The organism is Bacillus sp. 103mf, assembly GCF_900116295.1.
In the GTDB taxonomy this organism is placed as follows: Bacteria; Bacillota; Bacilli; order Bacillales; family Bacillaceae_G; genus Bacillus_A; species Bacillus_A bruguierae.
Genome location: NZ_FPAF01000002.1, coordinates 1 through 13,297, shown reverse-complemented (window position 1 = coordinate 13,297; position 13,297 = coordinate 1). Strand labels below are relative to the sequence as shown.

Genomic DNA, 13,297 nt, shown 5'->3' with positions numbered 1-13,297 from the left:
TACATGCAAATGGAAGCTATTGTTTCCATTTCGTATATACATAAAGATGCTTTGCCATTTCAGTAGGGAGGTATTTCCATGGTAGAAAAAATGAATGAAGAAGTTGTAAACACAAAGGTATTACAAGTAGGTGATATTGTTACAGGTACAGTAACAAAAGTTGAAGAAAAGCAAGTATTTGTAAATGTTGGGTACAAAACTGACGGTGTCATTCCAATTAGTGAATTGGCAAATGTTCATATTGAAAAAGCAAGCGATGTTGTAGAAGTAGAACAAACTCTTGAATTGAAAGTAATTAAATTGGAAGATGATGATTTAGTGTTGTCTAAGCGTGCAGTAGATGCAGAAAAAGCATGGGAAGTATTGCAAGGGCAGTTTACATCAGGTGAAGTATTTGATGTAACAATTAAAGATATCGTTAACGGAGGTCTAGTTGTTGACCTTGGTGTTCGTGGCTTTATTCCGGCTTCGCTTGTAGAGATGCATTATGTAGAAGATTTTACTAATTATAAAGGAAAAACATTGGCAGTAAAAATTGTAGAATTAGACCGTGAAAAAAATCGCGTTATTCTTTCTCATAAGGCAGTTGTAGAGCAAGAGCTAGACAAGAAGAAAAAAGAAGCGGTTTCTTCTTTACAAGCAGGCGATGTTGTAGAGGGAACGGTTCAACGTTTAACTGACTTCGGAGCATTTGTAAATGTTGGCGGTGTGGATGGCTTAGTTCATATTTCTCAAATTTCTCATGATCGTGTAGAACAACCATCTGATGTATTAACAGAGGGACAAACTGTAAAAGTAAAAGTGTTATCTGTTGATGCTGATACGCAGCGTATTTCTTTATCTATGAAAGCGGTGCAGCCAGGTCCATGGTCGAATGTATCAAATCAAGTAAAAGTAGGCGATATATTAGATGGAAAAGTAAAACGCCTTGTTACTTTTGGAGCGTTCGTTGAGATTTTTCCAGGTGTAGAAGGACTTGTTCACGTTTCACAAATTGCAAACCGTCATGTGAAAAATCCGAATGAAGTATTAAATATCGGGCAAGATGTGAAAGTAAAAGTATTAGAAGTTCATTCAGAAGAAAAACGTATTTCTTTAAGTATAAAAGAGACACTTGAAGAAAATAATGAAACAGAAGATTATAGTAAATATGAACCAACTTCTGATTCTGCAACATTCCAATTAGGTGATATTATTGGAGAACAGCTAAAAAATTTAAAGAAATAATGAGGGATGTGTGTGGTAAGAGCAAAACGTAAATTAGAACACATTGAGTATGCTCTTTCTACTGGACAGTCTCGTACACATGGCTTTTGTGACGTTGCTTTTGTTCATCAAAGCTTACCGAATATAAGTTATGAAAGTATATCATTTCAAACAGAAATCGGCGAACTTGCTTTAAGTTCGCCGATTTTTATCAATGCGATGACTGGTGGTGGCGGAGAGCACACACTACATATTAATGCACAACTAGCACAAGCTGCACAGCAGTATCAGCTTGCGATGGCTGTCGGTTCACAAATGGCGGCGTTAAAAGACTCTAATGAAGCTGCATCTTATAAAATTGTGAGAAAAGTGAATCCGAATGGAATTGTTATTGCAAACTTAGGAAGTGAGGCAACAGTAGAACAAGCGAAGCGAGCTGTTGATATGATTGAAGCGAATGCATTACAAATTCATTTGAATGTCATTCAAGAATTGACAATGCCAGAAGGTGATCGAGATTTTACTGGTGCATTAAAGAGAATTGAACAAATTGTCAAGCATTCTTCTGTTCCTGTTATAGTAAAAGAAGTTGGTTTTGGTATGAGTAAAGAGGCAGCGGAGGATTTAGCTAGTGTTGGGGTTTCGACTATAGATATTGGTGGATATGGCGGTACAAACTTTGCGGTGGTTGAAAATGAAAGAAGACAGCGAGTACTTTCCTATTTCAATGAGTGGGGCATTTCGACTACTTCCTCTTTAATTGAAGTATCCTCTACACAAAACCCTCTCTCTATTATTGCATCAGGTGGTATTCAAACAGCACATGATGTAGCGAAAGCATTGGCCTTAGGAGCGTCAGTGGCTGCATTTGCCGGGCATTTTTTACGAATTTTGATGCAAGAAGGTATAGAGAAACTAATAGAAGAAATTGGATTACTACATACAGATTTACAGTTTATCATGACGGCGCTTGGAGTACGAACAATCGCCGAGCTTAGGCAAGTACCACTTGTTATTAAAGGTGATACATACCATTGGCTTAATGAGCGCGGGATTGATACAACAATATATAGTAGGCGCTAAATAAAATGCATTTTAGGAACCCTTTTGGTGGAGTTAATGTAAAGGGAATCCTAAACGCTGCATTTTTTATCCCGCTATTTTTGGGCAGTAATACTCCCACCTCAAAATTCAGCGAAAGCATTGTCCAGCTCCAGTGGCTAGAATGTTCGGTGGGAGATAAACTGCTGGCATGCGCCCGATTGGTGAGGGCTAATAATTAATGGGGGATGAAGAAAACCCCCACTGATTAAAGTTTCACTTTATTTCACACTGGTTACAATCCTTTATTATTTGTTTAGGATAGGATATAGTAAAACTTCCATTAGTGGGGTCTTACTGCAAATGAATAGCGAGATAAAAATCAACCATTCGGTTGATTTTTTTTATTTATAAAATCTATACAATGAAGGAGAAAGGAGAGGATGATATGAAACAGCTAATTGAAGTGAGAGCATTAGAAAAATGTTACGGCCATTATAAAGCGTTAAAAGGCATTTCGTTTGACGTGAGAGAAGGGGAAATTTTATGTTTTCTTGGTCCAAATGGTGCTGGGAAAAGTACGACTATTCATATTTTGTCAACCATTTTACAGTACGACGGGGGAGAAATTTTATTTGAAGGAAAAGATGTAAAAAAACATGCACGATATGTAAAGCGTAACCTCGGTATTGTGCCGCAGGATTTAGCAATTTATGAAGATGTATCAGCGGAAAAAAATGTAGCGTTTTTTGCTGCTCTTTACGGTTTGAAAGGAGCGCAATTACAGCAATCTGTAAAAGAAGCGTTGCAATTTGTTGGACTGCTTGATAAGAAAAGTGAAAAACCGAAAACTTTTTCAGGCGGAATGAAAAGAAGGCTGAATATAGCATGTGCGATTGCACATAAACCAAAAGTTATTATTATGGATGAACCGACAGTTGGGATTGATCCGCAATCTCGAAATCATATTTTACAGTCGATTCAACAATTACAAGAACAAGGATCTACGATTATTTATACAACTCATTATATGGAGGAGGTGGAAGAAATATCAACAAGGATTATCATCATGGATCATGGTGAGATTATTACAGAAGGAACGAAAGAAGAACTTAAGAAGCATATTGCGGATGAAAAACGTTATTTTATAGAGTGTGAACATATAACAGCAGGTGTAGAAGAAAGCTTTTTTAAAATTGAAGGGATGAAAGAAGTAATAATAAAAGACGGAGTAATAGAAGTTGTCGTATTAAAAGGTGTGGAAAATTTAGATAAAATCATTACACTCCTTGTAAATGAAGGAATGAAAGTAAAAAATATTATGAGCGAAAGTGCGAGTTTAGAAACAGTATTTTTACAGTTAACAGGAAGAAAATTAAGAGATTGAAGGTGAAAATGATGGATTTCTTTGTGTTATATAAACGTGATGTAGTTAATATTATTATGAATCCAGTACTTTTACTAACAAATACAATTTCTCCAATTTTATTTATATTAATTTTTGGTTATTTGAGCAATGGTAGATACGGAGAAAGTGAGATTACCTCCTATGATTATTATGGCGTTACAATTTTGATATATGGCATTTTGAATGTATCTATGACAGCTTCTAATAGTTTTATGGAGAAAAGGTTGAAAAATAGTAATTTACGAGTTATGTATAGCCCAATTCGTGTTTCTTATCTGTATTTGTCGAAAATATTAGCTACATTTACTTTTACATCTGTTTGTTATTTATTTGTCATGTATGTAGCTCATATAGGCCTGCATGTAACATTCGGAGGAAGGAATGTTGGCTATATCATTATCATTATGTTGTTGTTTAATTTTTTATCAGCGGTTATTGGTGTGTTGTTTTGCTGTATGTTTAAAAGTGAAGAGGTAACGAATAAAATATTAAGTTTGTTAAATAATGCTTTAGCAATTTTAGGAGGAGTATTCTTTTCTCTTGATGGATTAGGGGAAACTGTTCGGACAATATCATATATTTCACCAGTAAAGTGGGTTGTAGACTGTGTGATGAAGATCATATATGATCAAGATTTTAGCCTTTTCCTTACAACAGGCAGTGTGTTAGTTTTGTTAACTTGTTTTGGGTTAGTTGGTTGTAAATTTCTATTTAAGGTGGAGAATTATATATGAACGAGATTTTAATTGTTTTTCGTCATAATATCCGGCGAGCTATTAGTAAAAAGAATTATATACTGTTAACGATTCTCCTTACGTTTATTTCTATATCACTTGCCATCTACTTTACTTCCAAATTTGAAATGAAAGGGAATATCGCTTATGTAACACAAGAGGGTAAGAATGATATACATGTAGAAGGGTTTCATATTAAAAACATAAATAAAATTCCAAGTATGTCTGAATTTGTAATAAAAAAATACGATGCAGCAGTTATTCCGAAAGAAAACGGACAAATAGAGGTAAAGACAATTAAAGAACATGATTTCAAGGAAAAAATCGAGAGGGCATTTCAACAAAAAAGTATTGGTTCGTTTCATCAAAATGAAGTTAGAAAGGTAGGTACGAATATTTTGGGTTATCTCTGTATGTTTGTATTACTAGAGAGTATCATGTTTATGAGTTTTTTTACAGAAGATAAGGAAAATCGTACCTTTACTCGTATTGTATCTTCTCCTATACGTATTCATCATTATTTATTTGCACATTTCCTTTTTACATTCTTTATTGTATATATTCCAACATTGCTTATTTTAATCGTCGAGAAGATAGTGTTTCAGGTAAATATAGGGTTCAGTTATTTAGAATATAGTTATTTATTGGCTATCCTTGTTATGATCGCAACATCTTTTTCGTTATTTATGAGTACAATTATAGAAACTACTGACAATACAATGATGTTGTCTTCTTCCATTATTGTTTTTACTTCTATTCTGTCAGGGTCCTTCTTTGCTTTAAAGCAAAATGACGGGATAGTTGATTGGTTTGTGCAAATTTTGCCGCAAAAGCAGTATCTTTCGATTATTGATGGTGTTGAAAATGGTTATAATATAGCACGGTATGGAGGCGCAATTACGTATATAAGTTTTATTATCTTGTTATTCTTTATGCTCAGTATAATTATTTGTAAAAAAAGAGTACAGGAAGGTCGATATTGATATTTGCTATGTTAACCATATAAAATGGAAATAAAATGCATAAAGAAAATAATAAGGTGATGAAATGAAGAGAGAATTTCAAATCATTTCTACAAAATTAATGACTCCAACGCCAAGGAAAAATTATGTACGTAGAGAAAAATTATTTAAAAAATTAGAAACATTGTGCGATTATAAGCTTGTAGTTGTGAAAGGATCGGCCGGTAGTGGAAAAACGACTATATGCTCTTCTTTTGTCAAAGAAAACCCAGAATTTGCAATTACCTGGATTACTCTAGATAAAGAGAATAATAATGTATTTTCTTTTTGGTACTATATGTTAGAAAGTATGCGTGTATATATTGAAGAAATAGAAGACATTATTTCTTTATTTCAGATGATTATGCATAAAGATGATATAAAACGTATTATTGTATCTTTGATTAATCTACTAAGTACAAAAGATGATATTACGATTATTATTGATGATTTTCACTATATAACGGATGTTGATGTTAATAAGACGATGGAATATTTCTTGAAGCATTCCTCAGAAAATGTTCGCATTGTTTTATTAACGAGAGAAGAACCTGCTTTTTATGTAGGTGATTTTCTCATTTCAGGAAGATTATTAGAAATTGGAGAAGAAGAATTAAAGTTATCAGCAGATGAAGGTTTTCGATTTATTAAAGATACATTGAAGATGGATCTAAATTATGGGGTAATTCATGATATGAACATGGTGGCAGAAGGATGGATTGGTGGTCTTCAGTTAATTGCGCTTGCACGTTCTTATCATAAAAATGATTGTATGCAGCATATGAAAGTGCTGAATAAATATATGATTACCTATTTATCGAAAGAGATTTTAGATGCCCTGGAAGAAGAAGAAAAAGATTTCCTCGTAAAAACATCTATCTTAAGTTATTTTAATGAGGAAATTTGTAATAAGTTATTGGAAAAACAAGGTACAAAAGAGATGATTACACGTCTATTTCAAAAACATTTATTTATAATTAATCTTGATGAAGATCGTGGAATATATCGTTATCACGCTATTTTTCAACAGTTTTTACAACATTCTTTTGAGCGGCTAGAAATCGAGACGCAAAAGAAGCTACGTTTACGAGCGGCAGAAGTATACGAACAATGCGGTGATTTTGAGGAGTGTATAAAACAATTATTAGAGATGCAATGTTATGAGGCTGCTTTGAGAAAAATTGAAATACACGGGCAAAACCCGCAAGGCTGGAGCTATTTGCGACATATTCCGTTAACGTGTATTGTGCAAAATAAAGAGATGGCATTTCAACTCATTTTTTACCATTATTGTAATATGGAGTTTGAGCAGTGCACAGAAATATTAAATACCGTGTACGAAGGGGAAAGTGGTCATCATCCTTGGAAGGTATTCGCATTTTGCAAGGCTTTAATTGAGGAAGAAAATTTACAATTAGATGTTTTGTTTATAGATGAAATTGAAGACATGGATATAAGTGATGTAACCAAGGCAATTATTTATGTAGAATTATCATTTTTTCTGTGGTTTCAGGAGCGAATCAAGGATGCACTATATGTGCTTGATAAAGCGTCTATGCTTGAGAAGAGAATGAAAAATCCATATGTCAAAATGGGCATTTTAAGTTCTTTATGCCAGATTAAAGAGGATTTAGGAGATTTAAAAGAGTGTGAGCGGTTATATAATCAGCTTTTTGAGGTGGTTGAACAACATCCATTTTTATCAGCTCTCAAAGTAACTTGTCATATTGGAATTACGGGTATTTATTTAAAACGTTTACAATTGGATGAGGCTGAAAAATCATTACAACATGTACAAGATGACGAAGCTGCATTAGGAAAACCTTATTTATATAATTTAATGGAACTTCAATTTCTGAAAGGTGATAAACAGCAAGCGAAAGAAACGATTCAGAAATTACAAACATTTGATACATATCAAAATGAAGCATTTCTATCTTCTTTGTTAAAGTATGCAATACATGTTGATGAAGAGTATGTACAGCAATTAGATCAATTTGTTCCCATATATCAACAAAAAAACGAAAAAAAGAAATTACGAACTGAAGATAAATTGTTATATGCTCAGATTTTATTGCGGAAAGGGCATATACAAGAATCATTACAATTACTTGATGACATTGCGGAATTTACAAGGAAATATAAAATGAAGATATTATTAATAGAAGCACTGTTATTAAAAGTGACTATTTTAGGAAATGAGTTGCCAAAATATAAACGAGAGCTTTTAAATTTATTAAGAGAAGCAATACATTATAGTTATGAAAATCATATTTTATTACCTTATAAAAGGCTAGATAAACAGACGCAAGTATTATTGATGTTATTGAAAGAAGAACGATTACAAGATTTAAATGAGGGAGAGAGGGGATTTTTATATGTGTTATTACAGTTAGGAAATTATGATAAAGAGAATGTTCTTTTAAGTAATAGAGAATTAGAAGTATTGAAGGTTCTTGCGACTGGGGCATCAAATAAAAAGATTGGTGAACAATTGTGCATATCTCTTTCGACAGTTAAGACACACATTATTAACATATATTCGAAGCTTCATGTATCTAATCGTGTTGAAGCAATAAAGAAAGCCACAGAAGAAGGGATTATACAGTAAGTATTTATATGTATGAATATAAATTAAAAAACGAACACAAACTCCTTCTTTTTAGGCGGACGAGAGCATCTAGCCATGCATAGAAGCGGCCTAGGCCTTTTCCTGCCACATGCAAGGTTTAAAACAAAGGGATAAAGCGAGTGTAGGTCACTTTTTGTTCTGCATAACAGCGATTTACATGTTGGAAAATCAAAATGGATTTATATATACAAAGAAACAGCCAACGATATGTTGGCTGTTTCTTTGTTTTAATGTTGATTTTGTCTTCTTGCTTGCTCCGGTGTATCGAGTCCTGTTGCACCTGGATATTGTAATGATTGGCTGCGATCAGATTCTACGCGTCGCGATTGTTTCAATTTCTTTTCTTGACGATCTTTACCCATGGTGTTCCCACCTCCTTAGTACAAAGTGTTGCTGTTATTTTTAAAAATATGCAGCGATAGAAGACGATTATTTTTCATGAAATATCCCCATAATGGAAATAATAGGAGGTGTTAACTTGGAAGGTGGTTATTTTTATTTTTTAGCGTGGATGGGCTGGATTGTTACGACGTTTTTTTGGAGAAAAGATACAGTTAGACTCAGACTTAGTGCGGTCATTTTATTATTGATTATTTGTTCGCAAACAGTGATTTCAGTTGCTTCTATTACAATATCGGTAAATGCCCTTTTGTTAGGTGGAATCTCTTTTATTGGGATTGCGGCATATTCAGTATGGAAAAAGATCTACACTTTACTATGTGCACTTATAATCGCGATGTTATATGCAAGTTTTTCCTTAATTGAATTATATGATCCGATTTGGATTGTAGTAGATCGTACATTGATGTTAAGTAGTATTCTCGTTTATACATCTGTTTTATTACATAGGGACCGTCTATTACGTATATGGGGCTTATATGTAGGGGCGTTGCAAGGTGAGTTGTTTGTAGCTTTTATTTTAAAGACATTCAATTTTCCGTATCAATTAGGGAGTTTACAATTTTTTAATATGATTGCTGTGTCTACAATGTTCTTTAGTCTTTTGTACGGAATTGGAAAAATAATTACATATACAGGGCAATTTAAGCAAAAGCAAGTGAAGGAGGGGCAAGGTTAATTTATGAACTCGTATACATCAGCTATGTTGCTTGGAGTAACTGTTGGAACTGTCACACGAATTTTAATGCTTCAAACTGATACAAGGCAGTATCCAACTCGTTTACATGGCAAGATTATTCATATTGCCATGGGAATTATTGCGGCTGCTCTTGGGGCGGTTGCCATTCCAGCTATTTTGAAAAAGGATTTCTCTGCTATTACATTTTTGACATTAGCAGCATCACAGTTTCGTGATGTACGTAATATGGAGCGGAATACACTGCAGCAATTAGACGGGTATGAACTTGTCCCTAGAGGGAACACATATATTGAGGGAATTGCAATTGTATTTGAGAGCCGTAATTATTTAGCTATGTTAACATCTTTCGTAGCTACTTTTGCTTATTTAGGATTTAAATCATGGTATGCCGGTATTTTAGCTGGAATCATAAGTTTCTTTTTCGCGAAAAAGTTGATGTCTGGTAAACGGCTGCGCGATCTTGTTGAAGTTGAGCATGCTCCATTGCATTTTGAAGGAGCAGGTCTTTATGTTGATAATATTTATATTATGAATATTGGTTTACCGGCAAGGCAAAAAGAAATTATGAAATATGGTATGGGATTTATTTTAAAACCAAAATCAATTGATGCAAGGGTTACATTGGCAAACCTTGGTCAAAGACAAGCGATTTTGCATGATATATCTGTTGCGCTTGGTGTATATCGAGATTCTGGAACACCAGCACTTGTACCTCTTGCGAAACGTGACTTAAATGATGGAAGAATAGGCATATTTGTTTTGCCGCAAGATCAAGATGTAAATAAAGCTATTCAGGTCATTGGAAATGTTCCAACATTAGAAAGTGCGATTCATATGTCTTCTGAGGCCCCAAAAGGAAGGGGAGATAAAGGATGATATTAGAAAAATGTATTCTTGCTGTTATTACAACAATTCCGGAAAAGTTTGCTGGCGGGGCGCCGTTATTTGTATGTGAGACAGTAGAGGAAATGGAGTTTGTTGCTAGCAATTTAGAGGCGATTTTAGATGGAATTGCACACCGCTTGCAAGAGAATTTATATATTATTGTGAAACATTCTTGAAATGTGTTATAATATGAGATGTTTTGATATGAAGAGAAATATTCTGGAATGCAAATCCCTTCTTGCACAAAGAAGGGTTTTTTACATAATAACAGAAGCAAATAGAAAGGATGAAAGTATATGCCAAAACCGGTAGTGGCAATAGTAGGGCGCCCAAATGTGGGGAAATCTACGATTTTCAATAGAATTGTTGGAGAAAGAGTGTCGATTGTTGAAGATATCCCTGGTGTAACAAGGGATCGTATTTATAGTGCAGGAGAATGGTTAAATCATGAGTTTAACATTATTGATACGGGTGGAATTGATATTGGAGACGAGCCATTTTTGACACAAATTCGTCAACAAGCAGAAGTTGCGATTGATGAGGCTGATGTTATCATCTTTATGACAAATGGTCGCGACGGTGTAACAGCTGCGGATGAAGAAGTTGCAAAGATTTTATATCGTTCTAAAAAGCCAGTTGTATTAGCTGTGAATAAAGTAGATAATCCAGAGATGCGCAGCGAAATTTATGATTTTTATGCGTTAGGATTTGGGGAGCCGTTTCCTATATCTGGAACACATGGCTTAGGTTTAGGGGACTTATTAGATGAAGTAGCAAAACATTTTCCACAAATTGAAGAAGAACCATACGATGATGAAACGATTAAATTCTGTTTAATTGGTCGCCCGAACGTTGGAAAATCATCAATGGTAAATGCGTTGCTTGGGCAAGAACGTGTAATCGTTAGTAATGTAGCAGGTACTACACGTGATGCGGTTGATACGCCGTACAGTAAAGATGGACAAGATTACGTTATCATTGATACAGCAGGAATGCGCAAAAAAGGAAAAGTATATGAAAGCACAGAAAAATATAGTGTACTTCGTGCACTTCGAGCAATTGAACGCTCTGATGTTGTTTTAGTGGTTTTAGATGGTGAAGAAGGAATCATTGAACAAGATAAAAAAATTGCTGGATATGCCCATGATTCAGGTCGTGCTGTTATTATTGTTGTGAATAAATGGGACGCGGTTGAAAAAGATGAGAAAACGATGAAGGAATTCGAAGAGAATATTCGTGCTCATTTCCAATTTTTAGAATACGCGCCAATCGTATTTTTATCTGCAAAAACGAGAAAACGTACACACACACTGCTTCCTGTTATTAATGAGGTAAATGCAAGTCATAGTATTCGTGTACAAACAAATGTATTAAACGATGTGATTATGGATGCTGTTGCAATGAATCCAACACCAACGCATAATGGACAACGTTTGAAAATTTTCTATGCAACACAAGTCGCAGTGAAGCCACCGACATTTGTTGTGTTCGTAAATGATCCAGAGTTACTGCACTTCTCATATGAGCGCTTCTTGAAAAATCGTCTGCGCGATGCGTTTGGTTTCGTAGGAACGCCGATTAAAATTATTGCAAGAGCACGAGACTAATGGAGAGGATGTGATTTTATGAAAAAAATCACAGTAGTAGGAGCGGGTAGCTGGGGAACGGCGTTAGCAATGGTATTAGCTGACAACGGCCATGATGTACGTCTTTGGGGAAACCGGGCAGAACTTATGGATGAAATGAACGAAAAACATGAAAATAGTCGTTATCTTCCGGGGGTTACACTGCCAGCCAGTATCGTTGCTTACTCTTCCTTAGAAGAGGCATTAGTAGGAGTAGATACAGTACTTCTCGTTGTACCTACAAAGGCATATCGAGAAGTATTGCAAAATATGAAAAAAATTGTTTCGCAGCCAATTACATGGATTCATGCGAGTAAAGGGATTGAACCAGGAACTTCAAAGCGTATTTCAGAAGTGATTGAAGAAGAAATTCCGGCACATCTCATTCGAGATGTGGTTGTCTTATCAGGACCGAGTCATGCAGAAGAAGTTGGATTGCGTCAAGCTACAACAGTTACATCAGCTGCAAAGCGTATGGAAGCAGCTGAAGAGGTTCAGGACTTATTTATGAATAGCTATTTCCGTGTATATACAAACCCAGATATTATTGGAGTTGAACTTGGCGGGGCGTTAAAAAATATTATTGCCCTTGCGGCGGGTATTACTGATGGACTTGGCTTAGGTGATAATGCAAAGGCAGCACTTATGACGCGAGGATTAACAGAAATTGCTCGTTTAGGAAGTGAAATGGGTGGGAACCCATTAACGTTTGCTGGCCTGACAGGTATGGGTGACTTAATTGTAACGTGTACGAGCGTTCATAGCCGAAATTGGCGTGCTGGTAACATGCTTGGTAAAGGTTGCTCATTAGAAGAAGTATTAGATAGTATGGGAATGGTTGTTGAAGGCGTACGGACAACGAAAGCAGCGTATGAAATGGCTAAGAAAATGGATGTAGAAATGCCAATTACAACTGTTTTATATGATGTATTATTTAATGAGAAAAACGTAAAAGATGCTGTCGGAACGTTGATGGGACGTGTACGTAAACACGAAGTAGAAGCGATTCCGGACTTGCTGTAAAAAAAGCTGTACAAATGTAAAAAAACATTTGTACAGCTTTTTCTTTTGGGTTTTTTCACCATTCTTTATTTTCTGCATACGATGAAGTGTAGCTTACATGAGAGGGTGAACAAGGTGGATAACAATTTATTCAACAATATTGAAAAGGAAGCGAAAGTAAATAGAGATGATATTTTTAAATTAGCCTCTTCGGTCCAAAATGCAAATTTACGAGATGAGAAAGTATTACGTCAGTTAATTCATCAAGTTGCAACAATGGCAGGAAGAGATGTATCAAAAGAAAAAGAAGATCAAATTATAAATGCGATTATTAATAATAACATGCCAACTGATTTTAGTTCATTGAGTAAAATGTTTAAAAAATAAAGTACGAGAAACCACTGTAATATATATTGCATACGATACTATGAAGGAATGAATATGAGCTGTTTGTGGGAATATTTGGTCAAACGAAGCGAAGAAGTCCCGTTCGCTTCGTTTTTTATTCGTTTTCATATAAGTGAATGTATACCGCTCAGTATTTTAAGATGAAGTATCATCTTATTGTTAAATATATATCCATTTTAATTTTTCAATCTCTTTGTCTAGCTCTGTCTCCTCTTGTTCTGAGCGAGCCGCTTCCGCTTTTCTTTATGATCCAGCT

13 protein-coding genes are annotated in these 13,297 nt (G+C 34.9%); 12 read left to right on the top strand and 1 reads right to left on the bottom strand.

Translation table 11 applies throughout. The features are described 5' to 3' along the window. The first annotated feature begins 78 nt into the window (after positions 1–78). The 6 genes from rpsA (at position 79) to BM350_RS06575 (ending at position 8,001) form a co-directional block, all read left to right on the top strand. Positions 79–1,227 carry a 30S ribosomal protein S1 gene (gene rpsA / locus BM350_RS06600; RefSeq protein ID WP_090915557.1) on the top strand — a complete coding sequence of 383 codons (1,149 nt, stop codon included), beginning with the start codon at positions 79–81 and terminating at the stop codon, positions 1,225–1,227. Between the two features lie 12 nt (positions 1,228–1,239). Then, the gene (gene fni, locus BM350_RS06595) at positions 1,240–2,289 is read left to right on the top strand and encodes a type 2 isopentenyl-diphosphate Delta-isomerase (protein WP_090915559.1); all 1,050 of its coding nucleotides are present in this window, start codon (positions 1,240–1,242) and stop codon (positions 2,287–2,289) included. Positions 2,290–2,695: 406 nt separating this feature from the next. Further along, positions 2,696–3,634 (top strand): ABC transporter ATP-binding protein, encoded by a 939-nt coding sequence (locus BM350_RS06590; RefSeq protein WP_090915561.1) that lies wholly within the window; start codon positions 2,696–2,698, stop codon positions 3,632–3,634. Between the two features lie 8 nt (positions 3,635–3,642). Further along, a complete protein-coding gene (locus BM350_RS06585; RefSeq protein WP_348272197.1) occupies positions 3,643–4,389 on the top strand; it encodes an ABC transporter permease in 747 nt (248 codons plus the stop codon). Then, complete coding sequence (locus BM350_RS06580) at positions 4,386–5,372, top strand: ABC transporter permease (protein ID WP_090915563.1); 987 nt, start codon at positions 4,386–4,388, stop codon at positions 5,370–5,372. The genes BM350_RS06585 and BM350_RS06580 overlap by 4 nt, the downstream gene beginning before the upstream one ends. A gap of 64 nt (positions 5,373–5,436) precedes the next feature. Continuing rightward, complete coding sequence (locus BM350_RS06575) at positions 5,437–8,001, top strand: winged helix-turn-helix domain-containing protein (RefSeq protein WP_090915565.1); 2,565 nt, start codon at positions 5,437–5,439, stop codon at positions 7,999–8,001. A 248-nt stretch (positions 8,002–8,249) separates the two neighbouring features. Here BM350_RS06575 and BM350_RS06570 read toward each other — a convergent pair whose 3' ends face one another. Further along, positions 8,250–8,384, bottom strand: coding sequence for a YpzI family protein (locus BM350_RS06570; RefSeq protein WP_090915567.1), 135 nt, complete (start codon positions 8,382–8,384; stop codon positions 8,250–8,252). 116 nt (positions 8,385–8,500) lie between these two features. On the opposite strand from BM350_RS06570, the gene BM350_RS06565 reads away from it, so the two are divergent. The 6 genes from BM350_RS06565 to BM350_RS06540 all read left to right on the top strand — a co-directional run bounded on the left by BM350_RS06565 (position 8,501) and on the right by BM350_RS06540 (position 13,020). Continuing rightward, complete coding sequence (locus tag BM350_RS06565) at positions 8,501–9,100, top strand: YphA family membrane protein (RefSeq protein WP_090915569.1); 600 nt, start codon at positions 8,501–8,503, stop codon at positions 9,098–9,100. Positions 9,101–9,103: 3 nt separating this feature from the next. Beyond that, the gene (locus BM350_RS06560; RefSeq protein WP_090915571.1) at positions 9,104–9,997 is read left to right on the top strand and encodes a YIEGIA family protein; all 894 of its coding nucleotides are present in this window, start codon (positions 9,104–9,106) and stop codon (positions 9,995–9,997) included. Beyond that, positions 9,994–10,182: a capping complex subunit for YIEGIA gene (locus BM350_RS06555; RefSeq protein ID WP_090915573.1), complete on the top strand. Its 189-nt coding sequence runs from the start codon at positions 9,994–9,996 to the stop codon at positions 10,180–10,182. The genes BM350_RS06560 and BM350_RS06555 overlap by 4 nt, the downstream gene beginning before the upstream one ends. Positions 10,183–10,302: 120 nt before the next feature. Then, entirely contained in the window at positions 10,303–11,613 is a 1,311-nt protein-coding gene (gene engA / locus BM350_RS06550; RefSeq protein ID WP_090915577.1) for a ribosome biogenesis GTPase Der, read from the top strand. A gap of 18 nt (positions 11,614–11,631) precedes the next feature. Next, positions 11,632–12,654 (top strand): NAD(P)H-dependent glycerol-3-phosphate dehydrogenase, encoded by a 1,023-nt coding sequence (locus BM350_RS06545; protein WP_090915579.1) that lies wholly within the window; start codon positions 11,632–11,634, stop codon positions 12,652–12,654. Between the two features lie 114 nt (positions 12,655–12,768). Then, entirely contained in the window at positions 12,769–13,020 is a 252-nt protein-coding gene (locus tag BM350_RS06540) for a stage VI sporulation protein F (protein WP_139207657.1), read from the top strand. Positions 13,021–13,297: the final 277 nt, after the last annotated feature.

Bases quoted from the DNA above. Each gene is read 5' to 3' on its own strand.
- BM350_RS06590 (WP_090915561.1), top strand. From the start codon at position 2,696: ATGAAACAGCTAATTGAAGTGAGAGCATTAGAAAAATGTTACGGCCAT.
- BM350_RS06555 (WP_090915573.1), top strand. From the start codon at position 9,994: ATGATATTAGAAAAATGTATTCTTGCTGTTATTACAACAATTCCGGAA.
- rpsA (WP_090915557.1), top strand. From the start codon at position 79: ATGGTAGAAAAAATGAATGAAGAAGTTGTAAACACAAAGGTATTACAA.
- BM350_RS06545 (WP_090915579.1), top strand. From the start codon at position 11,632: ATGAAAAAAATCACAGTAGTAGGAGCGGGTAGCTGGGGAACGGCGTTA.
- BM350_RS06580 (WP_090915563.1), top strand. From the start codon at position 4,386: ATGAACGAGATTTTAATTGTTTTTCGTCATAATATCCGGCGAGCTATT.
- BM350_RS06560 (WP_090915571.1), top strand. From the start codon at position 9,104: ATGAACTCGTATACATCAGCTATGTTGCTTGGAGTAACTGTTGGAACT.
- BM350_RS06570 (WP_090915567.1), bottom strand. From the start codon at position 8,384: ATGGGTAAAGATCGTCAAGAAAAGAAATTGAAACAATCGCGACGCGTA.
- engA (WP_090915577.1), top strand. From the start codon at position 10,303: ATGCCAAAACCGGTAGTGGCAATAGTAGGGCGCCCAAATGTGGGGAAA.
- BM350_RS06585 (WP_348272197.1), top strand. From the start codon at position 3,643: ATGATGGATTTCTTTGTGTTATATAAACGTGATGTAGTTAATATTATT.
- BM350_RS06575 (WP_090915565.1), top strand. From the start codon at position 5,437: ATGAAGAGAGAATTTCAAATCATTTCTACAAAATTAATGACTCCAACG.